We start from the raw sequence: 26,503 nt of genomic DNA, 5'->3' as shown, positions 1-26,503 counted from the left end.
TTACTTCATGTAAGTAACGATATCAGTTCCCCCTATTCTATCACATTCCGCTTCGTTTTCCAATGTCTGAAGCGGATTTGAGAAAAATGGTTTTTCAAAAGCGCGGTACGGAATACATATTTAGTAAGGAACTGGAAAGGGCAGAAGTCTGGGAGGAGGCTGTGTATGCGTTTTACAAAAATGCAGGGCTGCGGAAATGATTATATCTATGTAAATGCCATGGAGGAGCGGGTGGAGAGTCCGGGGCGGCTGGCAAAAGCGGTAAGTGACCGCCATTTCGGCATCGGCGCGGACGGGCTGATTCTGATCGGGGCATCCAAAACAGCAGATTTTTCGATGGAAATGTACAACGCCGACGGCTCGAAGGGCGCGATGTGCGGCAACGGCATCCGCTGTGTGGGAAAATACGTGTACGAGCATGGGCTGACGAGAAAAACGACGCTGACTATCGAAACCGGCAGCGGAAACCGTGTGATTCATCTGCAGACGGGGGAGAATCTGAATGAGATCTGTCAGGTGACAGTGGAGATGGGAACGCCGGAATTCCGCGCCGCACAGATCCCCGTTGTTTCTCTGGGGGAATATGTGCTGGAGCATAAAATTACCGTGTGCGGGGAAAATTATACGATGACCTGCCTTTCGATGGGAAATCCGCATGCGGTGATTCCGGTGGAAGATGTGGAAAAAATATCCATTGCAAAGACCGGTTCCGCTTTTGAACACCTTTCCTGCTTCCCGGACCGTATCAATACAGAGTTTATCCAGGCTTTAGATCAACACACAATAAAAATGAGAGTCTGGGAACGTGGGAGCGGTGAAACGCTGTCCTGCGGAACGGGAGCGTGTGCGGCAGCCGTCGCGGCGATGCTTTCCGGCTGTGTTTCGGAGGGAGAAACTGCCGTAGAACTGCGCGGCGGCAGGCTTTTCGTTACATGGGACCGGACGAAAAATAAGGTCCTTCTGACCGGCCCGGCCGAGACCGTTTTTGAAGGAACGCTTGCAGAACGAATTTGAAAAATGCAGATTTCTGTCTGCACGAAAGAGCAGTATGCAATATTCTGAAAATAAAAACTTACAGGAAATGCCTTTTCTTTTCAAAAGAAACATGCTACAATATGTGGTACCCGCTACAAGAAAAGGGTGGGGGACACACAAGATATAGTGTTTGATTTGGAGGACACCACAATGGTTTATATTATCAAAAAGGACGGCACCAAAGAAGAATTCGACGCGCAGAAGATCGTCCGTGCCGTAAATAAATCCGCACAGAGAATCCTGTATACCTTCTCACAGCAGGAGATTGACTTTATCTGTAAGTTCGCAACCGAGCACGTATATTCCCTTGGAAAGACCGAAATTCCGATCAGCGATATGCACAATATCGTGGAGGGAGCACTCGAAAAAGTAAACCCGGCTGTGGCAAAAAGCTACCGCGATTACCGCAATTACAAAACTGATTTTATCCATATGATGGACGAGGTCTACACGAAGAGCCAGTCCATCCGCTACATCGGCGACAAGAGCAATGCCAACACCGACAGCGCCCTCGTTGCAACGAAGCGAAGCCTGATTTTCAACGAGCTGAACAAAGAGCTGTACCGCAAGTTCTTCATGAACCGCAACGAGCTGCAGGCCTGTAAGGACGGTTACATCTACATCCACGACCAGTCCGCACGTCTCGATACCATGAACTGCTGTCTGTTCGATGTCGGAAACGTTTTAAAAGGCGGTTTCGAGATGGGAAATGTCTGGTACAACGAGCCGAAGACACTCGACACCGCATTTGATGTCATGGGCGATATCGTCCTCAGCACCGCTGCACAGCAGTACGGCGGCTTTACCGTGCCGGAGGTGGACAAGATCCTTGCTCCGTACGCACAGAAGAGCTACGATTACTACGTAAAAGAGTTCCTGAAATATACCGACGCATCCTGGGAGGGTGCACAGGAGAAAGCCATCGAGTATGCGATCGACAAAGTAAGAAGAGAGTGCGATCAGGGATGGCAGGGAATTGAGTATAAGCTGAACACTGTTGGATCTTCCCGCGGTGATTATCCGTTCGTTACCGTGACCCTCGGCCTTGGAACGAGCATGTTCGAGAAGATGATTTCCATCTCCCTTCTCGAGGTCCACAAAAACGGACAGGGCAAGAAGGGCCACAAAAAGCCGGTGCTCTTCCCGAAAATTGTCTTCTTATATGACAAGGCAATTCACGGAGAGGGCGGCATCGCAGAAGATGTCTTCGAGGCAGGACTTGACTGTTCTTCCAAGACGATGTATCCGGACTGGCTGTCGATGAGCGGCGAGGGCTACATCGCCGAGATGTACAAGAAATACAAGAGAGTCATCAGCCCGATGGGATGCCGTGCTTTCCTTAGCCCGTGGTACGAGCGCGGAGGCATGGAGCCGGCAGATGAGAACGACAAACCGGTCTTTGTCGGACGTTTCAACATCGGAGCCGTTTCCCTTCATCTTCCGATGATCCTGGCAAAATCCCGTTCCGAGAACCGCGATTTCCATGAAGTGCTCGACTTCTACCTCGAGATGATCCGCGATCTGCACAAACGGACCTACGATTACCTCGGCGAGATGCGTGCATCCACGAACCCGCTGGCTTACTGCGAGGGAGGTTTCTACGGCGGCCACTTAAAACCGTCCGACAAGATCCGCCCGCTGTTAAAGCCGATGACCGCATCGTTCGGTATCACGGCGCTGAACGAGCTGCAGGAGCTGTACAACGGAAAATCTCTTGTTGAGGACGGACAGTTCGCACTCGACACGCTGAAATATATCAACGACAAGGTTGCCGAGTTTAAGAAAGAGGACGGCATCCTCTATGCGATCTACGGCACACCGGCAGAATCCCTGTGCGGCCTGCAGATAGAGCAGTTCCGCAAACAGTACGGCATCGTCCGCAACGTTTCGGACCGCCCGTATGTGAGCAACAGTTTCCACTGCCACGTAACCGAGGACATCACCCCGATCCAGAAACAGGATCTCGAGGGACGTTTCTGGGAGCTCTGCAACGGCGGAAAAATCCAGTACGTGCGCTATCCGGTCGGCTACAACAAAGGCGCGATCAAGACCCTGATCGAGCGTGCGATGGAGCTTGGCTACTACGAGGGCGTCAACCTGTCCCTGGCTTACTGCGATGACTGCGGCCACCAGGAACTTGACATGGATGTCTGCCCGGTCTGCGGTTCCAAGAACCTGACAAAGATCGACCGTATGAACGGCTATCTTTCCTACAGCCGTGTCCATGGCGACACACGTCTGAATGAAGCAAAGATGGCGGAAATTGCGGAAAGAAAATCCATGTAATCGTCCATGAAATAGTCAATGGAACAATCAATGGAATAATCAAAAGCCTCTGAGAAAAGTCCGGTGTGAATGTGACTTTCCTCAGAGGCTTTTTGGGTATTGCATCCGGTGGAAGCTGCCGGCGGCAGGGACTGCAGATGATGTGAGAACTAATCTTCGACATCGCGGGTAATATTGCGAACCCAGATGTACTTTTTATAATGATGATAAACGGCAGGAAGCTTTACAATTTCATCGAGATTTACAATGCAGTAAACCACCATAACCGGAAGCTTCAGCCAGAATGCGGCAAGAAAGCCAAGCGGTACAGAAAAGCACCACATAGCGCCGATGTTTCCCTGCATATCAAATTTCGCATCGCCTCCGGCACAAAAGATACCGTCGAGAACGGTGGTGTTGACCGATTGTGCCATCAGGTTCAGACCGCAGAAGAGAAGCATGTACTGCAGGTACTCGGCTGCGATATCGGAAAGTGGGGCAAAATGAACGATGGCTGGGGAAATGAGCATCAGCAGGCCGCCGGTCACAATGCCGATGGCAATGGAGAGATGGCTTAAACGTCCTCCATACTCGCGGGCTTTTTCCAGCTCGTTCGCGCCGAGCAGATTTCCGATCAGAACACCGGCACCGCCGCTCACACCGCGGATCAGGCAGGAGAGGAGGCTCTTTGCAATCGAGGTAATCGAGTTTGCTGCAACAGCATCGCTTCCCATGTGGCCCATGATAACGGAGTACAGAACGTAGGCAATTCCCCAGACGAGGGAGGCCGCAAGCACGGGAAGCGTGTAGCGCCAGAAGTCTTCTGAAAGTATTTTCCCTGCGGAAGAGAAGAGGCGGTTCCAGAGAATCCGTACACGCTCCGGTTTCTTTGTCTCGAGATAAGCCCAGATCAGTTCCACAACGCGGGCAGCTACCGTTGCATAAGCTGCTCCGCGGATCCCAAGTGCCGGAGCACCGCAAAGACCGTAGATGAGGATGGCATTTAAAATGATGTTCAGTACAACCGCAGTGGAACTGATGCGGGAGCTGACTGCTGCATGACCGGTGTTTTTCAGCAGGATTAGATAGACCTGCGAAATACCGCAGAGTACGTAGGAGAGTGCAACAGCGCGTAAATACTGGCTTCCGCTTGCAACCAGGGCCGCATCATTTGTAAAGATGCGCATCAGCATTTCGGGACAGAAACCGGCAAGGATGGTAAACAGGCCGGAGAACAGCAGGTTGGTGCGAAGTGCGATCGGAATCACTTTTTCGATCGAAGCAGCATCCCGTTTCCCCCAGTACTGCGCTGCCATAATACCGGCGCCCGCCGCGATGCCTGAGATAAAAAGGCTCAAAACAAACTGCACCTGCCCGGCCAGCGAAACCGCCGACAGCGAGGTCTGGTCAATCCATCCCAGCATGATTGCGTCCGTCGCGCTGACGAGAGCCAGCATAAAGTTCTGAATCGCAATCGGGAGGACGAGGAGCTTTAATTTCTGGTAAAACTCATCCTTGAAATTCATTCGTGTTTTCATAAAAATTCCCCCAAAGTATAAATAGTAGTTTTTGCTGTATTATAGCGGAAAGAAAATGGGAAAACAATGGCTAAAACAAGCTATTTTCTGGTCAATGTTGACATTCCCTGTATAATATAGAAGAAAAAGAACTTTTCCGGTGCCCGTGTCCGGTACGCCGGAAAGCGGAGAAGAAGTTTGATCAGAAAATCAGGTTTCTTTCAGCAGAAACTCCAGGATTTCTGCTATCAGAATAAATATGCCGGCAGCGGCTGTCTTTATAAAATCCAGAAATCCATGCAGGAGCTGGAGAAGCTTTTGAAAAAGAAAGACAAGAAACGGAAGTAGGTTCGGCTGCCATTGGAGCCGTCGTCGAAACAAACGGAAATATACGAAAAAATTGTGAAATTTAATAGAATTATAAGACCTGTTTTCGCTGTTTTTAACAAAAGTAAAGAAACAGTGAAAAAAAGGTTGCTTTTTTCGGCAGAATCCTTTATAATCTTATTTGTGTTCAGCGAGTGGATCATCCAATGAAACACAGAAAAACAAAAGTAAGCGCCTTTAGCTCAGTTGGTAGAGCAGTAGACTCTTAATCTATTTGTCCAGGGTTCGAGTCCCTGAAGGCGCATCGAAAGCACTGTTTTTGCAGACCTGAGAGCTGCGGGGACGGTGTTTTTCTTGTTTTACGCACAAAAAAACGACAGCGGAGAGATCTTAAAAAAATAGATCTTTTCACTGTCGGTTTTGCATTCCAAGTAAAAAATGTCAATAGTTCTTCAGCTCGCTCGCCGAATCAATAATAATCTGGCAGCCCGGCTGAACATTTTTCAGAATCGTGATCATCTGGTCTTCCGGAACAGAAATGCATCCGCCGGGAAATTCCAGGCTTTCGGCGTTGTCTTCGTCGTGACGAACTGATTGTAGTATCTGGAATTTACATCATCGACCCAGTAATACGTATCATCCACCTGGGTATAGGAAAGTTCCGTTCCGGGATTAGGGAGAATGCCGAAGGCATACGTAAAGCTGAACTGTCCGCGCGGTGTTTTGCGGTTCCATTCGGTAGTTTCGCTTACACCGCCGTATCCGACATAGCTGCTTGTACAAAGATCCTCGTTCCAGGTGCCGTCCGCATCTTTCGTTACCATGGCCACTGTCGCACTGGTGCCGCCAGAACTTTTCTTTTCGTTTTCAAATCCCCCTTACATGCAGAAATGTTTTTTACAGAAACCGTGCCTCCATCTTACAGATCGGGTTTCCGATTGAGGAAAACTTCTCCTCATATTCCGTCATTACATTTCCTTCTGAGAGAACCACATCGTGGTGCAGATCGTATGTGAATGCAGTGAGTTCCCATCCCTCTGCATTTTTCATCTCTTCAAGAGAGAAGTCAAACAGATCTTTATTATCGGTTTTGAATTCCAGTGTTCCGTCCTTCTTTAAAATCTTCTCGTACCGTGCAAGAAACTCATGCGATGTCAGTCTCCGTTTCGCATGGCGGTCTTTCGGCCACGGATCGGAGAAGTTGAGGTAAATGCGGTCTACCTCGCCCTCAGCAAACACTTCCGGAAGCTGGCGTGCATCCATGCGGATAAAGAACAGGTTTTTGATTTCCGTCTCCAGTTTTTCCCGTTTCTGTACTGCGCGGAGCAGCACGCTGTCGTACATTTCAATGCCGACGTAGTTGATTTCCGGATGCAGAACCGCCATATCCATCAAAAAGCGGCCCTTTCCCATACCGACCTCAATATGAATCGGATTTTCATTTCCAAAAATTTCAGCCCACCGTCCCCGGCAGCTCTCCGGCTCCTGCACAACGAACGGACAGGAAGCAATCACATCTTTTGATCCTCTGATATTTCTAAGGCGCATATGCGTAAAATTCCTTTCTTAAGTGATAAATATTAGAATAAAAGCCAATCATATTCAGTATATCATAGCTCCCGAAAAAGCAAAACAGAAAAATCCCGTTTTCAAATTTTCAAAGTTTTCAAAATACTGTATACAATATCAACCTGCACATAGCATTTCTTATCAGCAATATGACAATCGGATTGGATCCATATCGAAATCATATGAGGGACCATCTTTTGGCTATTGAGATTGGAAGAAAAAATATGACCCATTGTCTATTTTTAATTAAAAAGTCGATCGAAATCCCACTTTTTTTTACGATTTCAATATGTCAACTTTGGAAAAAAAGGTGTAGAATACTAACAGCAAAGATGCGGGGAGTTTTCCTCGTCTTTGTTGTCTTTTAAATAAATAAGGAGGGAAAGCGATGCTATGGAATCTGTAATTAACAAACTTGCAGAGATCGAAACGGCTGCTACTAAGATTATGCAGGCTGCCGAGAATCAGAAGAAGCTCCAGGACGAGCAGCAGGAAGAGCGGATTGCAAAATTCGATGCAGATCTGGAAGCGGAAACGGCAAAGCGGATTGAAGAGATCACAACAAAACTTCATTCTACTACAGATGCGGATCAGAAAAAGCAGCGGGACTCTGCCGCCGAACTTCTATCTTCACTGGACGCTTATTACGAACAGAATCACGGAACACTGTCCACGCAGATTTACGAAAACATTATAAGGAAGTGAAACGATGAGCGGTCTATTATCCTACAGCGGCCTTACCACAAAGATAAGAGCCATGCAGAGCCATCTTTTAAACGACCAGAATTTTCGGGAAATCGTGGAATTGGAGAGTGTACCGCAGGCAGTTTCTTACCTCAAGCAGCATAAAGGCTATGAGGATCTGTTTGAGGGCTACAACGAAGCTGACCTTCACCGAGGTCAGATCGAGAAAATGCTGCGCCTGACGGTATACCGGGATTTTTCCAAGCTGTACCGTTTTGCAAATGTGGAGCAGAGAAAGTTCCTTGCGCTCTACTTTAAACGATACGAAGTGTCCGTTATCAAAGAATGCCTGAACACGGTATTTGATCACCGTGATGTGGTATTGAACCTGTCCATATTCGACGAGTTCTTTAACAAGCATTCCCAGCTGGACATCAATCTTCTGGCGTCCTCCAGGACGATCGAAGAACTGATTGCGAACCTGAAAGGGACAGAATATTATGCCCCGTTGTCGCAGCTCGCGGATATCGAGCGTCCGACCCTGTTCGACTATGAGATGACCCTGGATCTGTATTACTTTGCACAGATGTGGAAAGACAGATCAAAAGTAGTGACAAAGCGGGATCTGGAAGAGCTGACCGCTGCATGGGGAAGCAAGTTTGACATGCTGAACCTTCAGTGGATCTACCGTTCCAAACGCTATTATCACATGACCAGCGCACAAATCTACGCCCTGCTGATTCCGGTTCATCACCGGCTGAAAAAGGATGTGGTAAAGGCACTGGTAGAAGCCGAGAATATGAGTGCATTTTCCCAGCTGCTGGAACAAACCTATTATGCGAAACGGTATGATTCCTTCAAAGTCGATACGCTGGAATCCATGTATGCAGCCATTATGAAGCACATACTTTCCAGTGAATCCAGACAGGATCCTTATTCCGTTGCCACCATATACTCATACCTCTATCACAAAGAGCACGAGGTAAACCGGCTTATTATTGCACTCGAGTGCGTACGTTACCGTATCAGCGCTGACGAGGCAATGCAGCATATCGCAAAAACTTAATACACGGGGAGGTGTACTCATTGATTGTCAAGATGAAATTTTTGAGCATCACCGGGCCGAAAGCCGACATTGACCGTGTGGTCAACACTTATCTCTCAAAATATGAGATACATCTGGAAAACGCTCTGACGGAGCTGTCTACGATGCAGAATATCACACCGTATATCCAGATCAACCCATACAAAGAGACCTTAAAACAGGCGGAAGATTTTACAGCACTTCTGCCGGAAGAGAAGCGTACCACCACGAAAAGACTTTCCCTGGAAGATGCCATCAACTGTGTCCATGGTTTGGATCACACCCTTGGCCAGTTGAACCAGGAGCGTACAGAACTGGAAGCAAAAAAGAAAGACTTGATGGAAAAAGCACAGAAAATCGAGCCGTTTCAGGATCTGCACTGCAATCTTTCCTCCATTCTGGATTTCCACTTTATTAAATTCAGATTCGGAAAGATCACAAAAGAGTATTACAACAAATTTGAGAGCTACTGCTATGAGAACAGCGATACGGTATTCTACCGCTGCCATTCCGATGAGCAGTATGTATGGGGCATTTACTTCTGCCCAAGAGATCAGGTCACGAAAGTGGACGCCGTATTCTCATCCCTGCACTTCGAAAGAATCTACGTTCCGGACGAGTACAGCGGAACGCCGGAGGATGCTTACGCAGCACTTCAGGCAGAAATCAAAAAGACAGACGATGCACTCAGCGAGTGCTCACGGAAACTGGCAAAATGCCTTTCGGATTCCGCAGAGGATCTGGTTGCAGCAAAAGAGCAGTTAGAGCAGCTCTCCGGCAACTTTGATGTCCGTCGCCTGGCGGCCTGCACAAAATCCAAGAAGGAAACCTTCTATATTCTGTGCGGCTGGATGTCGGAAAAAGATGCCGCTTCCTTCCAGAAGGACATCGAAAACGACACAAATCTCTTCTGCTTCATCGAGGATGATGCAAACAACGTTCTGCGTCAGCCGCCGACAAAGCTGAAAAACCCGAAAATCTTCCGTCCGTTTGAGATGTACGTGAAGATGTACGGACTGCCAAATTACAATGAAATTGACCCTACGATTATCGTAGGACTCACCTATGCCTTTATTTTCGGAATCATGTTTGCCGATGTAGGACAGGGATTGTGTCTGCTGATTGGCGGCGCACTGCTGTACCACTACAAGAAGATGGATCTGGCAGCGATCATGAGTACCTGCGCGGTATTCTCTGTGATCTTCGGATTCTTGTTCGGCAGCTTCTTCGGATTTGAGAATGTCATACCGGCCCTCTGGCTGCATCCGAAGGAAGCGATGACAACGCTTCCGTTCATCGGTTCGATGAATACCGTATTTGTCGCAGCGGTTGCATTTGGTATGTTCATGATTCTGACAGGAATGGTTCTGCATATGATCAATGCAGCAAGAAACCATAAGCTCGGCGAGCTTCTGTTCAGCCAGAACTCCCTGGCAGGCTTCATTTTCTACGGAGCCCTTGCCGTTACACTCGTTCTCCTGTTCAGCGGCCATAAAGCTCCGGCTGTCGGCGTGATGGTAGTCATGTTCGGTATTCCGCTTCTTGCGATCTTCTTAAAAGAGCCACTGGAGCGTATGGTAGAGAAGAAGGGCAATGCATTTCCGGAGACCGGAAAGGGAATGTTCTTTGTACAGGCATTCTTCGAACTCTTCGATGTGCTTTTGAGCTACTTCTCCAACACAATTTCCTTTGTCCGTGTCGGCGCATATGCAGTCAGCCATGCGGCTATGATGGAGGTTGTCCTGATGCTCGGCGGAGCAACAGGCGGCGGCAGCATCAGCTGGCCGGTTATTGTTCTCGGAAATGTCTTCGTTGCCTGCCTTGAGGCACTGCTGGTAGCGATCCAGGTACTGCGTCTGGAGTATTACGAGATGTTCAGCCGGTTCTATGAAGGAGACGGAAAACCATTTGTTCCGTTTTTGAAAAAAGGCGAGAAATAAAAGAGGATTCAGAGCCATGCGAAATGGAAGTGAATATGGCGGGAAGCTGTATCGGGAAAAAGTGAAAATGGCTCCGGATCGCAGCAAAGAGTAAATTTAATGAATTAACTTCAGGAGGAAAACTATTATGAACTCAGCATTTGTACAGGTACTTACTGCAATCGCAATGGTATTAACCATCGTTGTTCCTATGACTTATTACTTCAAAGGTGAGCACAACAAAAATCGTTACAAAAAATCTCTGGCAGCCAATGTAAGCGGCTTCTTCGGCCTTCTGCTGATCGCAACCGTTGTTTCCTTCGCAGGCGCAACAACTGCATCTGCTGCAACAGAAGCAGGCGCTGGTCTTGCAACCGGTCTTGGTTACATCGGTGCAGCTCTTGTTACCGGTCTTTCCGGTATTGGTTCCGGTATCGCCGTTGCATCTTCCGCAAGCGCAGCTCTTGGAGCAATCAGCGAAGACGGCAGCATCTTTGGTAAATCCATGATCTTCGTAGCTATGGCCGAAGGTATCGCTCTGTATGGTCTGATCATCTCCTTCATGATTCTTGGTAAACTTTGATTCCAAAACCGGAAGGTATTGATCTTCACCTTAAGTTGGAGGAATCATAAATGAAAATGTTCTTGATCAGTGATAACGTAGACACTCAGACGGGCATGCGCCTGGCCGGAGTGGAAGGCGTTGTCGTTCATGAGCGCGAGGAGCTTTATGATACACTGCAGAAAACACTGGCAGACAAAGAGATCGGAATTATTCTCCTTACAGAAAAGTTCGGGAAGGAATTCCCGGACATTCTGGAGGATGTCCGCCTCAACCATAAGCTTCCGCTGCTCATTGAAATTCCGGACCGTCACGGTACCGGAAGAGCGCCGGACTTTATCACTTCCTTTGTAAATGAATCTATTGGATTAAAACTGTAAGAATGCCCTGGAGGTGACACACATTGACTACTGAGGAGAAACTTCAGAATTTTTATAATCATTCCCTGGACAGTGCAAACCGTGAAGCAGAACGTGTGATCGGCGATCACCAGAAAGCTCTGGATAAGATCTTCGAGGAGCATAAAGCAACCGCAAGACGTCAGGCAGAAGAAGAAGTTGCTGCCGAGACCGAGAAAGCAAAACGTGATGTCAATAAGACACTGTCTGCGGATCAGCTTCATATCAGACGGAAGCTGTCCCGTAAAAATCTGGAATTAAAAGAAAAACTGTTTAAAGAAGTTCGTGAAAAACTTACCGCTTATAAAAAGGATCCATCCTATGAGGAGTATCTGGAGCGCAAAATCCGCGAAGCCGTTACATTTGCCGGAAACGACAAGCTGACCTTATATCTGGATCCGTCAGACGAAGCTCATAAGGCTTCCCTGGAGCAGAAACTCTCCGTAACCCTTACCATTTCGGCCATGCCGTTCCTTGGCGGCGTGCGCGCGGTCATTCCGGAGAAAAATATTCTGATCGATAATTCCTTCGAGACCCTTCTGAACGAAGAGCGGGAGAATTTCATCTTTCACGGAGGTGTAGAGCATGAATAAAACCGGAGTTATCTATGGAATCAACGGTCCGGTCGTATATCTGAAAGGAAACACCGGATTTAAAATGTCCGAGATGGTTTACGTTGGTAAAGAACGTCTGGTCGGCGAGGTTATTGCCCTGACAAAGGATACCACCACAGTACAGGTTTTCGAGGAAACCACAGGACTGAAACCAGGCGAAACAGTTACCGCATCCGGAGATGCCCTCTCTGTTACATTGGGACCTGGAATCCTGAACAACATTTTTGACGGTATTGAGCGTCCGCTGTCCGAGATTGCAAAGCAGTCCGGTAAATACATCAGCCGCGGCCTTACCGTAGATTCTCTGGATACAGAGAAAAAATGGGATGTCCATGTAACTGTTTCGGAAGGCGAAGAGCTGATGGGCGGCGCAATCATTGCAGAAACACAGGAAACCCGTTCCATCGTTCACAAATCGATGGTTCCGCCGGATGTCAACGGCACGGTTATCTGGGCTGCCAAAGACGGAAAGTATACCATCCTTGACCCGATTGTAAAACTGAAACTGGAAGACGGCACCGAAAAAGAGATCACACTGGCACAGAAATGGCCGATCCGTGTACCGCGTCCAACCCTGAAAAGATATCCGGCATCCGTTCCGCTGATCACAGGACAGCGTATCCTGGATACGATGTTCCCGATCGCAAAAGGCGGCACAGCAGCCATCCCTGGCGGATTCGGTACCGGAAAAACCATGACCCAGCACCAGATCGCAAAATGGTCTGATGCCGATATCATCATCTATATCGGATGTGGAGAGCGTGGAAACGAGATGACACAGGTTCTGGAGGAGTTCCAGGAACTGATCGACCCGAAGAGCGGCAACCCGCTGATGGACCGTACCACCCTGATCGCCAACACATCCAACATGCCTGTTGCAGCCCGTGAGGCATCTCTGTATTCCGGACTGACACTGGCTGAGTATTACCGCGATATGGGCTATGATGTAGCAATCATGGCAGACTCTACATCCCGTTGGGCAGAGGCACTCCGTGAGCTGTCCGGCCGTCTGGAGGAAATGCCTGCCGAGGAAGGTTTCCCGGCATACCTGGCATCCCGTCTGTCCGCTTTCTATGAGCGTGCCGGCATGATGCAGACCCTTTGCGGCGCAGAGGGAAGCGTATCCATCATCGGAGCCGTATCTCCGCAGGGTGGTGACTTCTCCGAGCCTGTTACCATGAACACCAAACGTTTCGTCCGCTGCTTCTGGGGACTGGACAAATCTCTGGCTTACGCCCGTCATTTCCCGGCGATCCACTGGCTGACCAGCTACAGTGAATACCTGCAGGATCTGTCGCCGTGGTACAAAGATCACGTAAACAAAAACTTTGTAGATATGCGGAACCAGTTAATGGGAATCCTGAACTCCGAGAGCTCCCTGATGGAAATTGTAAAACTGATCGGTAGCGATGTTCTTCCGGATGACCAGAAGCTGACCCTGGAAATCGCCAGAGTTATTCGACTGGGCTTCCTGCAGCAGAACGCATTCCATCCGGATGACACCTGCGTATCTCTGGAAAAACAGTACAAGATGATGGAAGTTATTCTTTATCTGTACAAGAAATCCAAAGCGCTCGTGACGATGGGCATGCCAATGTCCGTACTGAAAGAGGACAAGATCTTTGACCGCGTCGTTTCTATTAAATACGATGTACCGAATGACCGTCTGGATCTGTTTGACACATACAAAAAAGATATCGACACCTTCTACGATAAGGTACTCGAGAAGAATGGTTAAGGAGGGAATTCATCATGGCAATTGAATATTTAGGCCTTAGTGAGGTCAATGGCCCTCTGGTTGTTCTGGAAGGTGTAAAAAATGCTTCCTACGAGGAAATCGTAGAATTTACCGTAGACGGCAATGAGAAAAAACTGGGACGTATCGTTGCTGTATACGAAGACAAAGCCGTTATTCAGGTATTTGAGGGAACTTCGAGCATGTCTCTTACCAATACTCATACCCGTCTGACCGGACATCCGATGGAGATCGGACTTTCCGAGGAAATCCTGGGACGTACCTTCGATGGTATCGGAAAACCGATCGACCGCATGGGACCGATTGACGCAGAGGTAAGAAGAAACGTCAACGGCCTGCCGCTGAACCCGGTTACCCGTAAATACCCAAGAAACTATATCCATACAGGTATTTCTGCAATCGACGGTCTGACCACCCTGATTCGTGGCCAGAAGCTGCCGATCTTCTCCGGAAACGGACTTCCGCACGACCAGCTGGCAGCACAGATCGTACAGCAGGCATCTCTTGGAGATTCCGATGAGAAGTTTGCAATCGTATTTGCCGCTATGGGTGTTAAATACGACGTAGCAGAGTTCTTCCGTCGGACCTTTGAGGAAAGTGGTGTATCTGACCACGTTGTTATGTTCCTGAACCTGGCAAACGACCCGGTTGTAGAGCGTCTGATCACCCCGAAGGTAGCACTGACAGCTGCCGAGTACCTTGCATTCGAGAAAGGCATGCATATCCTGGTTATCCTGACCGATATCACATCCTTCTGCGAGGCTATGCGTGAGGTTTCCTCCTCCCGTGGAGAGATTCCTTCCCGTAAAGGTTATCCTGGATACCTGTACAGTGAGCTGGCTACGCTGTATGAGCGCGCCGGAATCGTACAGGGCGTAGAGGGATCCGTAACACAGATTCCGATCCTGACCATGCCAAACGATGATATCACGCACCCGATCCCTGACCTGACCGGTTACATCACCGAGGGTCAGATCGTACTGGACCGCCAGCTTCACGGCCAGTCTATTTACCCGCCAATCAGCGTGCTGCCGAGTCTTTCCCGTCTGATGAAGGACGGTATCGGTGAGGGCTACACAAGAGCCGATCATCAGGACGTAGCGAACCAGCTGTTCTCCTGCTATGCAAAGGTAGGAGATGCGCGTTCCCTGGCATCCGTTATCGGTGAGGATGAGCTTTCTCCGATCGATAAACAGTACCTGGTATTCGGTAATGAATTCGAGCATGAATTCATCGGCCAGGGAATGGATGAAAACCGTTCCATGGAAGATACGCTGAATAAGGCATGGGAGCTTCTTGGACTGCTTCCGAGAGAAGAGCTCGACCGTGTCAACACCAAGGTTCTGGATCAGTATTATCATCCGACCACCATTGATGCAGTAGCAAAAGCAAAGGCAGAAGCCGATGCCATGAATGAGTAAGCGAGAGGAGTGAGATCGGAATGGACCCGAATACCTTTCCTACCAAGGGAAACCTGATTCTTGCAAAGAACTCTCTGAAACTTGCCCACATGGGTTACGAGCTGATGGACAAGAAGCGGAATATTCTGATCCGCGAGCTCATGGGCCTGATCGATGAGGCAAAGGATATTCAGCGTCAGATTGATGTGACGTTCCGCGAAGCATATGCGGCGCTGCAGATTGCGAACATGGAGATCGGTATCACCAACGTACAGACCGTGTCCTATACCGTTCCGGTGGAGGAATCTATCCGGATCAAGACAAGGAGTATCATGGGCGTGGAAATTCCGCTGGTAGAGGCTGATCCGTCCGGACAGGCCCCGACTTATGCTTACTACAGCACGAAGGAGTCCCTGGATCAGGCAAGACAGGCCTTTGAAAAAGTAAAAGACCTGACCTTAAACCTTTCCATGATTGAGAACTCGGCATACCGCCTTGCTGCGGCAATCAAGAAAACACAGAAGCGCGCCAATGCGCTGAAGAACATCACGATTCCGCATTACACCCAGTTGTCCAAGGATATCGCGGACGCACTGGAGGAGAAGGAGCGCGAAGAGTTCACACGACTGAAGGTCATCAAACAGAGAAAGAACAAGGCAAGCTGATAAGGCTTTCCCGGAATAGAGATGAAAAACCCGCTTGGGCCGCGAAGAGATTTGCGGTGCCGGGCGGGTTTTTATGTGTCATGCAAAAAATATGTTTTTGGCTGCACTTTTTGTGCAAAAATTTTATAAAAATTTTCTATCTTTTTAAAACGGTCTTTGCTATAATACGTAAGGCGATTGTAAAGAAAAGTTAAGATTTTGTAAGCTGTAATGCTTTTTGGAGGTAGGAAGATGAAACACAAGAAACAGAAAAAAACGAAAAAAGCAGGGCGCATTCTGCTGGCTGTGTTTGCAGTGTTGATCGGAACGCTTGGCGTGCTGCTGTTTACGTCCGAGCGCTGGATGCGGAAAACATGGCCGAATCTGAGCATGGAAGAGCTTGTTTACCAGTTAAAGGCCCCGATTGCCGGAACCAGCCATGATCTTCTGATGAGTTATATCTGCTCAAGTGCGCTGATCGCAGCGGCAGCACTCATCCTTCTGATTCTGGTCAGCATTTTTCTTCGGGAAAAACGCAAAGCCCATGTGGCGTTCGGGATGATCTGTATCGCGGCAGGAGCCGCCAGCATCGTCTATTCCATCAATGACGTGTGGGCAGCACTGGACGTAAAAGATTATCTGAAAAATCAGAGCACGTACAATACCGTGGTAGAAGACAACTACGTAGATCCGGACCGCGTGAATATCACGTTCCCGGAACAGAAACGAAATCTGATCTATCTCTATCTGGAATCCATGGAGAGCACCTACGCAGACAAAGCTTCCGGCGGAGCATTCGATAAAAACTATATCCCGGAGCTGACCCAGCTTGCCGCAGACAACATCAGTTTTTCCAATTCGGAGCTGCTCGGCGGCGGCCAGCCTACCGTAAACGCAACCTGGACCATTGCCGGAATTTTCGCACAGACCTCCGGTCTGCCTCTCAGCATCGGAATCCAGCGAAATGAGATGGCATATCAGGCCAGCTTCTTCCCGGAAATCAATACCCTGGGTGATGTCCTGGCGGATGAAGGCTACAAGCAGTATTTCTTCATCGGTTCAATCGGACAGTTCGGCGGCCGGGAAGAGTACTTTAAAGAGCACGGCGACTACGAAGTAGACGATTACAACTGGGCTATGGAAAAAGGCCTGATCCCGGAAGGATATTACGAATGGTGGGGCTATGAGGATGAAAAACTCTTTTCCTTTGCCAAAGACCGTCTGACCGAAATCGCAGCAGAGGGAGAGCCGTTCAACTTCACCATGCTGACCGCAGACACCCATTTTGAGGATGGCTATCCGTGTGAGCTCTGCGATGAAGAAAACGACGGTGACAACCAGTACGGAATGGTTCTGCACTGCTCCAGCAAGCAGGTCACCGAGTTCGTTTCCTGGATTCAGCAGCAGGATTTCTACGAGAACACAACGATCGTAATTTCTGGCGACCATCTGACGATGGATTCCGATTTCTGTGAGAACATTGATCCGGACTACATCAGAACCGTATACAACGTGATCATCAACTCTCCGATCCAGCCGCAGCAGGAGAAAAACAGAAGTTTCACCACCATGGACATGTTCCCGACCACCATCGCAAGTCTCGGAGCTACCATTGAGGGTGACCGCCTCGGTCTTGGAACGAACCTGTTTTCAGGTGAACAGACGCTTGCAGAGAAGCTGACTTTCGACCAGCTCAATGATGATCTCTCCCAGAAATCCAAATTCTTCGAAAAAATGGAAGATCAGGTAACCTCCATTTGGACCAAAACCGATGAGGGCTGGAAGTTCTATATCGAAGACGAAGACCGATGGGCCAAAAGCGAATGGGTTTCCCTGAACCCGCACCGCTATGCAAACGACACCGAGCAGAGATATTACATTGACGCAAACGGCTACGCCGTAAAAGGATGGAAACTGATCGACGGAAAATGGTATTACTTCTCCACACAGGGCAGCTACCGCCTCCTCGAAGGACCGTGCGACGAACCGTTTGAGGTGGATGAGTCGCAGTATTCTTAAAAAATAAAAAAGAGAAGGATTTTCGGCAGCAAAAAGCCGGGAATCCTTCTTTTTTTAATGCAGAATTGTGCCGCTCCGCCTTTTGGCGGAATTTTCTGCATTTTTTGGTACAAAACGTATAAAGATTGTGAAATAAATAATTATCAATTGAATCATCTTACAAAACATGGTAAAATATGGCTATCAATCGGCGGACAAAGCGGAAAAAAGAAAGGGGATTTTAAAACAATGGGTTACAAATCAGACATTGAAATTGCACAGGAATGTACCATGCAGCCGATCACAGCGATCGCAGAAAAAGCAGGTATTGATGACAAATATCTGGAGCAGTACGGAAAGTACAAAGCAAAAATTGATTACAACCTGTTAAAAGACACCAATGCGGAGGATGGAAAACTGATCCTCGTTACAGCCATCAACCCGACACCGGCAGGAGAAGGAAAAACAACAACTTCTGTAGGTCTGGTAGACGGACTTTCCAGAATCGGTAAAAAAGCAATGGTTGCACTTCGCGAGCCATCTCTTGGGCCGGTCTTCGGTGTAAAAGGCGGAGCAGCAGGCGGCGGATACGCACAGGTTGTTCCAATGGAAGATATCAACCTTCACTTCACCGGTGACTTCCATGCAATCGGTGCAGCAAACAACCTGCTGGCAGCTATGATCGACAACCACATTTTCCAGGGAAACGCTCTGAATATCGATCCGAGAAAGATCACCTGGAAACGATGCGTAGATATGAATGACCGTCAGCTTCGAAGCGTTGTAGACGGCCTTGGCGGAAGAACAAACGGAATGCCGAGAGAAGACGGCTATGACATCACCGTAGCATCTGAGGTTATGGCAGTTCTGTGTCTGGCAAGCGACATCACAGATCTGAAAGAAAGACTTTCCAAGATCATCATCGGATATACCTACGGAAAAGTATCCGAGCAGAAACCGGTAACCGCAGGTGACCTGCACGCAGAAGGCGCTATGGCAGCACTCTTAAAAGATGCCCTGAAACCAAACCTGGTACAGACTCTGGAAGGAACTCCGGCTATCGTTCACGGCGGACCATTCGCAAACATCGCACACGGCTGCAACTCTGTAACAGCAACCAAAATGTGCCTGAAATTAGCAGATTACACTATCACAGAGGCAGGCTTCGGTGCTGACCTTGGTGCTGAGAAATTCCTCGACATCAAATGCCGTATGGCAGGCCTGAAACCGAATGCAGTTGTAGTCGTAGCAACTGTTCGTGCCCTGAAATACAACGGCGGCGTTCCGAAAGCAGAACTGAACGGCGAGAACCTGGAAGCTCTGGAGAAAGGTATGCCGAACCTTCTGAAACACGTAAGCAACATCACAAACGTATACAAACTGCCATGTGTCGTTGCTATCAACGCATTCCCGACCGATACCGAAGCAGAGCTGAAGCTGGTTGAGGAGAAATGCAAAGAGCTCGGTGTCAACGTTGTTCTGTCCGAGGTATGGGCAAAAGGCGGCGAGGGCGGCGTAGCCCTGGCGGAAGAAGTTGTCCGTCTTTGCGAGCAGCCGAACGATTTCACTTATGCATACGATCTGGAAGGCTCCATCGAAGAGAAACTGAACGCCATCGTTCAGAAGATCTACGGCGGAAGCAGAGTTGTCCTGACCGCAAATGCACAGAAACAGGCAAAACAGTTAGAGGCTCTCGGATTTGGCAACTGCCCGATCTGTATGGCAAAAACCCAGTACAGCCTGACCGATGATCAGACCAAACTCGGCGCACCGACCGGATTCGAAGTTACCGTACGTAACCTGAAAATCTCCGCAGGTGCAGGCTTCATCGTAGCCCTGACCGGTGACATCATGACCATGCCAGGTCTGCCGAAAGTTCCGGCAGCAGAGCGTATCGATGTAGACGCTACTGGAAAGATTACAGGATTGTTCTAATAACACAGGATATTGTCTTGAAAAGACAGAATAAAGCGTGAAATAAAACACAGAAAAAAAGAGACATTCCTTCGTGAATGTCTCTTTTTTTACGTTTTTATTGCAAAATATTACAAAAGATAATATAATTTCTAATGATAACATGGAGAGAAAAGCAGATATAATATAGTAAGGGAGTTACTTGCCAATGACATCGAAGAAAAAATTGAGAAGTCTTCTGGGCGGTACACTTTTTATGGTGCTGATGCTCAGCGTACATCCGACGACTGTTTCCGCGAGTGCTGTGGGGAGCAGCACGGTGATGGACCAGTCTGTGGAGACAGAGGATCAGCAGAGCGGGATACAGAGTGAAACGCAGACACAGGCTTCACAGGACAGCGGTGCTGCTGTGCGGGCCAGTCAGAATGGCTGGGTTAAGGCAGGCGACGGCGGCTGGTATTTTTATGAGAACGGACAGCTGAAAACAGGATGGCTTTACCGGAATGGAAACTGGTACTGGCTGGATCCGGACCGGAACGGCCGCATGGCAGAAAACAGCTGGTTCACATACGATAATAATTTTTATTATGCCAAGGGAGACGGAGCAATCTATAAAAATGGTTTTCAGGAAGTAGATGGAAACCTTTATTATTTCCAGAGCTGGGGCGGCATTCAGAGAAATGTGTATCTCAGCATCAGTGGAAAAATGTACTATGTACAGGAAAATGGTATCGTTGCCCGTGGAATAGTCAGAACAATGAATGGACATGGTGATCTCTGCGCATTTGATGATACTACGGGAGCGCAGATCACACAAAAAGGCTGGCTGAAAAAAGGCACATCATATTATTGGGTAAGAGAAGACGGCGTCCTGCAGACCGGCTGGCTGCTGTACGATGATAACTGGTACTGGTTTGATGATAATGGTGTCATGATGGCATCCGGCTGGAAAGAAATCAACAACAATCTGTATTACTTCCAGAGCTGGGGCGGCATTTATAAAAACGGTTTCCAGAGCATCGGAGGAAACGAGTATTATTTCCGGAGCTGGGGTGGTGTATATCGAAACACCTTCTTTACCGTAAAAGGAAAAACCTACATAGCGCAGAATGACGGATCGATCTATCATGCCAGCCAGACCGGCTGGGTTCAGCTGGGAGATCAGACTTACTGGATCAATCAGGATGGTTCTGTTCAGACCGGCTGGCTGAAGCTGGAAGGCAAATGGTACTGGCTGAAAGCGGACGGCACACGTGCTGCATCTGAATGGATCACGTATGACAACAACCGATACTATTTCGACGGTGACGGTGTGATGTACACCGGAATGAAAGAGGTTGACGGAACAAGATATTATTTCCACAGCTGGGGCGGCGTTTACCATAACGAATCTTTTACTTGGCAGGGAAAGAAATACTGGGCAAAGGATGACGGAACCTTCTATACAGGTGTCTGCGATATCAATGGAAAGAAATACTATTTTCTGGAAGACGGCGAGCAGATTACAAAAGAGGGCTGGTATCTGACCAACGGAACGTATTACTGGATCAACAAGGATACGTCGCTTCAGACCGGCTGGGTGAAATATGACAACAACTGGTACTGGATGAAAGAAGACGGTACGATGGCATCGTCTGAATGGATCACCTACGACAAAAACCGCTACTATTTCCGAAGCTGGGGCGGCATGTACACCGGAATTCATACCATCGGCGGAACAAAATACGCATTCCAGAGCTGGGGCGGTCTGTACCATGATCAGACATTTACCATCGGCGGTAAAACATACTATGCCAATTCAGATGGAACATTTGCCACCGGCTGGGTGCAGAACGGCGGAAAAACGTATTATTTCGATGAGGACGGCACAAGCCATACGGGCTGGCTGCTTCTGGACGGAACGCATTACTGGATCAACGCCAATGGAACCAGAAGAGATGACGAGCTGTTTCAGTACGACGGAAACTATTATTATGTAGACAAAAACGGCGTTATGGCGACAAGCGGCTGGGTATACTGGGATTATAACTATTATTATCCGAGAAGCTGGGGCGGCATGTACAAGAATGCGTTTATTACCTATGATAATAACCTCTATTACCTTGGATCTGACTCGAAAATGGCAATCGGCTGGCAGTCGATTGGCGGAAATACATACTATTTCCGAAACTGGGGCGGCATGATAACCGGAAAACAGGTGATCGACGGAAAAACGTATGTGTTCGATGAGGACGGCAAGCTGGTACAGAGTCCGGACGGATTTGAACCGTCCGCGCAGATCGGTGTCCGCACCGTACGGAACTTTCTGAAAAATGCACTGCTTCCGCTTGGAAACACCCTGTATATCTGGGGAGGCGGCCACACAGACGCAGAGGCAGAGAGTTACGGCGTCAATGCGCAGTGGAAACAATTCTTCAATACACAGAATTCCACCTACAACTATTCCGATCATCTGTATGAGTACGGAAAAGGTCTTGACTGTTCCGGCTATGTCGGATGGACCGCACATCAGGTGACGAAAGAGTATGCAACGACAACCTCCACTGGAATGCCGGCCTACTTTGCAAGAAAAGGCTGGGGAACCTGCGTGACAGGCGATACATCCCAGAAATTTACGCCGGGTGATGTGGTCAGCAAGAGCGGTCATGTCTGGATTGTCATTGGCCAGTGCTCGGACGGCAGCGTGGTTGTCATTCATGCGACACCGCCGTATATTCAGCTTGGCGGAACCGTTTCTTCAACAGGAAGCATTAACAGTGAAGCTATTGAGCTGGCAAATGAATACATGAAAATGTATTATCCGGTTGCGTATGAGCGGTATGGTGTAAAAGTTCTTGACCGGTCCTATCTGACCGGTGTGAATCATTTCACCTGGAGCAGCAGTATCTTAAGTGACAGTGAAGGCTACCGCAGGAAGAAACCGGCAGAAATCCTGAACGATCTGTTCCAGTAAAATATCTTCTATAAAAAATAAGAGAGAATACAAAAAAACTTTGTAGTTCGTGTATTCTCTCTTTCTTTTTGCGCTGGAATTGTCTATACTAGAAGGTGCGTGAAAGACGCAGATCAGAAATACAAAAGAAAAAATCTGGAAAATAAAAATACAAGGGGAGTAAACATGCGAAAGAGCTGGAAATGGGCGCTCTGTCTTGGCGTAGTGTCGTTGCTGCTGCTGGGCGGCTGCGGAAAAGAAAAGACGGAACCAGTGGATCTGGTGCTGGTAACCGACGGCAGTGAGGTAGCTTCCGATGCCGTGTATCAGTCAGCATGGAACGGTCTTGCGCAGTATGGAGACGAGAGCGGTCTGAAATATGAAGCAAGTGTTCCGGCAGGACGGACAACAGAGGACTATGAAAACACCATCAAAGAGGCGGCGCAGAAGGGAGCATCCGTTATCGTCTGTGTCGGAACGAGCATGAGCCGCGCCGTTTACGATGCACAGCGCGACTGGAAGGATGTCCGTTTTCTGCTGCTGGAGGCAGAACCGGTCAGTGAGAGCGGCCGCAGCCGTCTCCGCGGAAATACAGAAAGCCTGGAAATTGATGTATCAGAGGCCGGCTACCTGGCAGGATATGCGGCAGTACAGGCCGGCTACACGCACCTGGGCTATATCGGACAGAAAAACGAAGAGAACGGAACAAAGTACGGGACAGGTTATGCACTCGGTGCAGAGGCGGCCGCTGCGGATCTGGGACTTGGAGAAAACAGCATCACGCTGGATTATACGTATCGGAAAAGCAGCAGCGTATCACCGTCGTATTTGGAAAAAATCAAAAGCTGGTATGGTGAGGGCGGACAGATTCTCTTCTCGGACGGTGCATCGTATCAGAATGTACTTGGCGCAGCAGCATCTGCGGCAGGCGGAGCACTGATCGCAAACGGCGGCGTGGAGGAGTACGCCAATGCCGTGTTGAAAGTACGTCTGGATTATGGAACTGCAGTTTACAATGCGTTAAAAGAAATGAAACAAAAGGATTTTGAAGGCGGGAAAATTGTAACGCGCGGCGTGACCGATCAGGAAATCAGTCTGGAATGGAATCAGGATGCGGTGCCGTACTTTACAGAGGATCAGTACCGGGCACTCTGTGCGAAATTCTCCGCAGAGGACTTTTCAATCCCTGACGGCGATGCGCTTTCCTCGCCGGATCAATACAAATTGAGTTGTGTGAGTGTACAGAAGGTAAAATAACATGTATCGTTACTGTTCACGAATTGTTTACAAAAAGTCGGGATATTTTTCCTTGCATCCATTTGTGAATTGTGATATTATGTAAAAGAATTGGGAAAAATATTTCAAAATTGTTACAGAATAATTGAATTTCTAAGAAACAGGGAAACCTGAAACAAAGAAACCTACATACAACGAATCAATTTGGGAGTGAAAGAATGAGAAAAAAATTTCTTGCCTTAAGTTTAGCAGTGATCGTAAGTGCAGCTCAGGTAATGACAGTAAGCGCCTCGAAACAGGAGCAGTTACAGCAGCAGCAGGCAGCACAGGCAGAGACCAGCGCACAGCTTGACAACGCAAAAGCAGAAATCGACGATCTGGAAACCAAAAAGAATCAGATTACCGGCGAGATTGATGACCTGGACGCACAGCTTGTCGTAACCATGGCATCCGTGGAAAATCTGAAAAATGAAATTGCAGAGAAACAGACAGAAATTGAAACAACACAGGAAAAACTGGCACAGTCCCAGGCTGAAGAGGACGAGCAGTACGAGCTGATGAAAAAACGAATCCAGTTCCTCTATGAGAGCGGCGGAGACAACGGCTGGGCAGCACTTCTTCTGGAGGGAAAAGATTTAAGCAGCATTCTCAACCAGGCTGAGTACACCCAGAAGTTATACAAATACGACAGAGAGTGCCTGCAGGAGTACATGGATCTTGTACAGCAGGTAACAGACTACAGCAATCAGCTTGCAGATGAAAAAGCAGATCTCGAAGCCAGTGAGGCAGAGCAGGAAGCACAGCAGCAGTCCCTTGAGGCAATGCTTGAGCAGAAAAAAGCCGTTTCCGATGACTACGAAAACCAGATCGCAGACCTGAACGACATGGCTGCACAGTACAACGCAGTACTGGCAGAGCAGAACGCAAAGATCCAGCAGATCCAGGAGGAGATTGCAGCCGAAGAGGCAGCAAGAAAAGCCGAAGAGGCCCGTCAGGCAGCAGAAGCAGCCGAGGCAGCCCGCCAGGCAGAAGCAGCAAGACAGGCAGCAGCAGAAGCAGCCGCAAGCAGTGCTGCAAATAATACAACAACGGCAGACAACACACCGTCCAGCACAGGAAGCTCCACCACGACAACAACACCGTCTAACGGAGGAAGCTCTTACGATGATTCTTCGTCCAGCGATACCAGCAGCTCGGATGATTCCAGCAGCTCCAGCAGCACCGGAAGCGCAACCGGAAGTGCCATCGTATCCTATGCAACACAGTTTATTGGAAATCCATACGTATGGGGCGGCACAAGCCTTACCAACGGAGCTGACTGCTCTGGTTTTATCATGAGCGTTTACGCACACTTCGGATACGACCTTCCGCATTCCTCCAGTGCACTGCGTGGTGTAGGACGCGGTGTATCTTATGCAGAGGCTCAGCCGGGCGATATTATCTGCTACAGCGGCCACGTAGCCATCTACATCGGCGGCGGTGCAATCGTACACGCAAGCAATGAGCGCGACGGTATCAAGATCAGCAGCAACGCAGCGTATACCACGATTCTTGCGGTAAGACGTGTGGTTTAAAAAAGAATTACATAGTAAGAATTTTCAGATCCCGGGAGAGAAAAATCCCGGGATCTTTTGCGTTTTGCTTAAAATTGAGTGCATTCGCGTTAAAACTGTGATATACTAAAGCACATCGGAGATACAAGGGCGTATTGACCAACAGAAGGTCAGTATGCCCTTTTGCTTGTTAGGAAGAAGGGAGAATCGTTATGAAACTGGAAAATTATTTTCGTCGTTTCGGTATTCGGAACGGATCTGGTGCGGAAAGTAGCGTCAGTGCTGTCCATCTGCATTATTGCCGGTCTGCTGATCGTCTACGTCCCGAACATCATCGCCGGAGCCGGAAAGATCGGCGATACTGTAAACACCATGAAAACCGCAGACCTCCCATTCGGCAAAGCCCTGTACGCCGCATTCCTCTACGGAACCTTCCAGCTTGCCAATGTCGCAGTCTTCGTCCAGCATGCCAAATCCTTCGAAAAACCGCAGGATGCCGGAAAGAGCATGGCAGTCGGTGCCGTATTAAATGCCCTTCTGATGATCATGGTCGTCCTCGGAATCATGACCGTATACCAGAACCCGGAAATGATCCAGCAGAGCGTCCCGACATTATTTATGGTTCAGCAGGGCGTCGGCAGTAAATTCATGACACCGCTGATTTCCGTACTGATCATCCTCGGTGCCGTATCCACAGCCGTCAACATGGTTGCCGCCATGGTCAAACGAATCCACGCCGGTCTCGCTGAACGAAGCAGCAGAACAGAAACCGCAGGCAAAATCAGCCGCACCCAGATCCTTGCCGCGCTTGTCTGCTGCATCGCGGACTTCCTTATCGCACAGTTTGGTCTGCTGACGCTGATCCAGAAGGCGTACAGCATCCTGGCATACCTGGCAATCCCGGTCATCTTGGTGCCGTACGTGGTGCACATGGCGGTGACGCGGTTTGATACGAAAAAATAGAAAAGAACAATAAAAAATTTGTAACAAAAATTTACACCGCAGAAAGAGAGATTTGCTTCTGGAGAATGGAAGTATTTCGCAGACAGCAGAAAAAAGAAGATTCATGCAGAGCAGACGTGAGTCATAAAGAAAT

21 protein-coding genes and 1 tRNA gene are annotated in these 26,503 nt (G+C 48.6%); 19 read left to right on the top strand and 3 right to left on the bottom strand.

What is annotated here, in order from left to right; all coding sequences use genetic code 11:
* Nucleotides 1-165 precede the first annotated feature (165 nt).
* Complete coding sequence (gene dapF / locus DXB83_RS07320) at nucleotides 166-1,014, top strand: diaminopimelate epimerase (RefSeq protein WP_118697387.1); 849 nt, start codon at nucleotides 166-168, stop codon at nucleotides 1,012-1,014.
* A gap of 171 nt (nucleotides 1,015-1,185) precedes the next feature.
* Nucleotides 1,186-3,321: an anaerobic ribonucleoside-triphosphate reductase gene (nrdD, locus tag DXB83_RS07315; RefSeq protein WP_022461695.1), complete on the top strand. Its 2,136-nt coding sequence runs from the start codon at nucleotides 1,186-1,188 to the stop codon at nucleotides 3,319-3,321.
* Between the two features lie 149 nt (nucleotides 3,322-3,470).
* On the opposite strand, the gene DXB83_RS07310 is transcribed toward nrdD, so the two are convergent.
* Complete coding sequence (locus DXB83_RS07310) at nucleotides 3,471-4,838, bottom strand: MATE family efflux transporter (protein ID WP_118601128.1); 1,368 nt, start codon at nucleotides 4,836-4,838, stop codon at nucleotides 3,471-3,473.
* 177 nt (nucleotides 4,839-5,015) lie between these two features.
* Between DXB83_RS07310 and DXB83_RS16425 the strand changes: the two genes are divergently transcribed.
* A complete protein-coding gene (locus DXB83_RS16425; RefSeq protein ID WP_158565933.1) occupies nucleotides 5,016-5,165 on the top strand; it encodes a hypothetical protein in 150 nt (49 codons plus the stop codon).
* 210 nt (nucleotides 5,166-5,375) lie between these two features.
* Nucleotides 5,376-5,448: transfer RNA gene (locus DXB83_RS07305), tRNA-Lys, on the top strand.
* 211 nt (nucleotides 5,449-5,659) lie between these two features.
* Here the strand turns inward: DXB83_RS07305 and DXB83_RS07300 are convergent.
* Together DXB83_RS07300 and trmB are read right to left on the bottom strand one after the other, a co-directional pair.
* Nucleotides 5,660-5,968 carry a hypothetical protein gene (locus tag DXB83_RS07300; protein WP_117805220.1) on the bottom strand — a complete coding sequence of 103 codons (309 nt, stop codon included), beginning with the start codon at nucleotides 5,966-5,968 and terminating at the stop codon, nucleotides 5,660-5,662.
* A gap of 73 nt (nucleotides 5,969-6,041) precedes the next feature.
* A complete protein-coding gene (trmB, locus tag DXB83_RS07295; protein WP_117801545.1) occupies nucleotides 6,042-6,692 on the bottom strand; it encodes a tRNA (guanosine(46)-N7)-methyltransferase TrmB in 651 nt (216 codons plus the stop codon).
* A gap of 414 nt (nucleotides 6,693-7,106) precedes the next feature.
* Here trmB and DXB83_RS07290 point away from each other — a divergent pair, with 414 nt between their 5' ends.
* The 15 genes from DXB83_RS07290 (at nucleotide 7,107) to DXB83_RS07220 (ending at nucleotide 26,370) form a co-directional block, all read left to right on the top strand.
* A complete protein-coding gene (locus DXB83_RS07290; RefSeq protein WP_022461691.1) occupies nucleotides 7,107-7,418 on the top strand; it encodes a hypothetical protein in 312 nt (103 codons plus the stop codon).
* A gap of 4 nt (nucleotides 7,419-7,422) precedes the next feature.
* Nucleotides 7,423-8,463 carry a V0D/AC39 family V-type ATPase subunit gene (locus tag DXB83_RS07285; protein ID WP_022461690.1) on the top strand — a complete coding sequence of 347 codons (1,041 nt, stop codon included), beginning with the start codon at nucleotides 7,423-7,425 and terminating at the stop codon, nucleotides 8,461-8,463.
* A gap of 11 nt (nucleotides 8,464-8,474) precedes the next feature.
* The gene (locus tag DXB83_RS07280; RefSeq protein WP_373142148.1) at nucleotides 8,475-10,421 is read left to right on the top strand and encodes a V-type ATP synthase subunit I; all 1,947 of its coding nucleotides are present in this window, start codon (nucleotides 8,475-8,477) and stop codon (nucleotides 10,419-10,421) included.
* Between the two features lie 127 nt (nucleotides 10,422-10,548).
* On the top strand, nucleotides 10,549-10,983 hold the full coding sequence (locus DXB83_RS07275; protein WP_022461688.1) for an ATP synthase subunit C: 435 nt from the start codon (nucleotides 10,549-10,551) through the stop codon (nucleotides 10,981-10,983).
* Between the two features lie 50 nt (nucleotides 10,984-11,033).
* Nucleotides 11,034-11,342 carry a V-type ATP synthase subunit F gene (locus DXB83_RS07270; protein ID WP_055220228.1) on the top strand — a complete coding sequence of 103 codons (309 nt, stop codon included), beginning with the start codon at nucleotides 11,034-11,036 and terminating at the stop codon, nucleotides 11,340-11,342.
* A 23-nt stretch (nucleotides 11,343-11,365) separates the two neighbouring features.
* Nucleotides 11,366-11,953 (top strand): V-type ATP synthase subunit E, encoded by a 588-nt coding sequence (locus DXB83_RS07265; RefSeq protein ID WP_055220230.1) that lies wholly within the window; start codon nucleotides 11,366-11,368, stop codon nucleotides 11,951-11,953.
* Nucleotides 11,946-13,712, top strand: coding sequence for a V-type ATP synthase subunit A (locus DXB83_RS07260; RefSeq protein WP_022461685.1), 1,767 nt, complete (start codon nucleotides 11,946-11,948; stop codon nucleotides 13,710-13,712). The genes DXB83_RS07265 and DXB83_RS07260 overlap by 8 nt, the downstream gene beginning before the upstream one ends.
* Nucleotides 13,713-13,726: 14 nt before the next feature.
* A complete protein-coding gene (locus tag DXB83_RS07255; protein ID WP_022461684.1) occupies nucleotides 13,727-15,151 on the top strand; it encodes a V-type ATP synthase subunit B in 1,425 nt (474 codons plus the stop codon).
* A 20-nt stretch (nucleotides 15,152-15,171) separates the two neighbouring features.
* On the top strand, nucleotides 15,172-15,795 hold the full coding sequence (locus DXB83_RS07250) for a V-type ATP synthase subunit D (RefSeq protein WP_022461683.1): 624 nt from the start codon (nucleotides 15,172-15,174) through the stop codon (nucleotides 15,793-15,795).
* Nucleotides 15,796-16,026: 231 nt separating this feature from the next.
* Entirely contained in the window at nucleotides 16,027-17,793 is a 1,767-nt protein-coding gene (locus DXB83_RS07245) for a sulfatase-like hydrolase/transferase (RefSeq protein ID WP_117805219.1), read from the top strand.
* 228 nt (nucleotides 17,794-18,021) lie between these two features.
* On the top strand, nucleotides 18,022-19,707 hold the full coding sequence (locus tag DXB83_RS07240; RefSeq protein WP_022461681.1) for a formate--tetrahydrofolate ligase: 1,686 nt from the start codon (nucleotides 18,022-18,024) through the stop codon (nucleotides 19,705-19,707).
* Nucleotides 19,708-19,894: 187 nt separating this feature from the next.
* The gene (locus DXB83_RS07235; protein WP_117805218.1) at nucleotides 19,895-22,639 is read left to right on the top strand and encodes a hypothetical protein; all 2,745 of its coding nucleotides are present in this window, start codon (nucleotides 19,895-19,897) and stop codon (nucleotides 22,637-22,639) included.
* Nucleotides 22,640-22,804: 165 nt separating this feature from the next.
* On the top strand, nucleotides 22,805-23,875 hold the full coding sequence (locus DXB83_RS07230; RefSeq protein ID WP_147326117.1) for a BMP family ABC transporter substrate-binding protein: 1,071 nt from the start codon (nucleotides 22,805-22,807) through the stop codon (nucleotides 23,873-23,875).
* 197 nt (nucleotides 23,876-24,072) lie between these two features.
* Nucleotides 24,073-25,428: a C40 family peptidase gene (locus DXB83_RS07225; RefSeq protein ID WP_117510092.1), complete on the top strand. Its 1,356-nt coding sequence runs from the start codon at nucleotides 24,073-24,075 to the stop codon at nucleotides 25,426-25,428.
* Nucleotides 25,429-25,668: 240 nt separating this feature from the next.
* Entirely contained in the window at nucleotides 25,669-26,370 is a 702-nt protein-coding gene (locus DXB83_RS07220; RefSeq protein WP_173827592.1) for a hypothetical protein, read from the top strand.
* The last annotated feature ends 133 nt before the right edge of the window (nucleotides 26,371-26,503 follow it).

It is taken from the genome of Blautia sp. OM06-15AC (assembly GCF_003481425.1).
Classification (GTDB): domain Bacteria; phylum Bacillota; class Clostridia; order Lachnospirales; family Lachnospiraceae; genus Fusicatenibacter; species Fusicatenibacter saccharivorans.
The sequence above is the reverse complement of the archived record's forward strand: the minus strand, read 5'-3'. Positions and strand labels throughout refer to the sequence as shown.

What these genes read in the sequence shown, in the direction of transcription:
- dapF (WP_118697387.1), top strand. Translation starts at nt 166, where the DNA reads ATGCGTTTTACAAAAATGCAGGGCTGCGGAAATGATTATATCTATGTA.
- nrdD (WP_022461695.1), top strand. Translation starts at nt 1,186, where the DNA reads ATGGTTTATATTATCAAAAAGGACGGCACCAAAGAAGAATTCGACGCG.
- DXB83_RS07310 (WP_118601128.1), bottom strand. Translation starts at nt 4,838, where the DNA reads ATGAAAACACGAATGAATTTCAAGGATGAGTTTTACCAGAAATTAAAG.
- DXB83_RS07300 (WP_117805220.1), bottom strand. Translation starts at nt 5,968, where the DNA reads ATGGTAACGAAAGATGCGGACGGCACCTGGAACGAGGATCTTTGTACA.
- trmB (WP_117801545.1), bottom strand. Translation starts at nt 6,692, where the DNA reads ATGCGCCTTAGAAATATCAGAGGATCAAAAGATGTGATTGCTTCCTGT.
- DXB83_RS07290 (WP_022461691.1), top strand. Translation starts at nt 7,107, where the DNA reads ATGGAATCTGTAATTAACAAACTTGCAGAGATCGAAACGGCTGCTACT.
- DXB83_RS07285 (WP_022461690.1), top strand. Translation starts at nt 7,423, where the DNA reads ATGAGCGGTCTATTATCCTACAGCGGCCTTACCACAAAGATAAGAGCC.
- DXB83_RS07275 (WP_022461688.1), top strand. Translation starts at nt 10,549, where the DNA reads ATGAACTCAGCATTTGTACAGGTACTTACTGCAATCGCAATGGTATTA.
- DXB83_RS07270 (WP_055220228.1), top strand. Translation starts at nt 11,034, where the DNA reads ATGAAAATGTTCTTGATCAGTGATAACGTAGACACTCAGACGGGCATG.
- DXB83_RS07260 (WP_022461685.1), top strand. Translation starts at nt 11,946, where the DNA reads ATGAATAAAACCGGAGTTATCTATGGAATCAACGGTCCGGTCGTATAT.
- DXB83_RS07255 (WP_022461684.1), top strand. Translation starts at nt 13,727, where the DNA reads ATGGCAATTGAATATTTAGGCCTTAGTGAGGTCAATGGCCCTCTGGTT.
- DXB83_RS07250 (WP_022461683.1), top strand. Translation starts at nt 15,172, where the DNA reads ATGGACCCGAATACCTTTCCTACCAAGGGAAACCTGATTCTTGCAAAG.
- DXB83_RS07245 (WP_117805219.1), top strand. Translation starts at nt 16,027, where the DNA reads ATGAAACACAAGAAACAGAAAAAAACGAAAAAAGCAGGGCGCATTCTG.
- DXB83_RS07240 (WP_022461681.1), top strand. Translation starts at nt 18,022, where the DNA reads ATGGGTTACAAATCAGACATTGAAATTGCACAGGAATGTACCATGCAG.
- DXB83_RS07235 (WP_117805218.1), top strand. Translation starts at nt 19,895, where the DNA reads ATGACATCGAAGAAAAAATTGAGAAGTCTTCTGGGCGGTACACTTTTT.
- DXB83_RS07230 (WP_147326117.1), top strand. Translation starts at nt 22,805, where the DNA reads ATGCGAAAGAGCTGGAAATGGGCGCTCTGTCTTGGCGTAGTGTCGTTG.
- DXB83_RS07225 (WP_117510092.1), top strand. Translation starts at nt 24,073, where the DNA reads ATGAGAAAAAAATTTCTTGCCTTAAGTTTAGCAGTGATCGTAAGTGCA.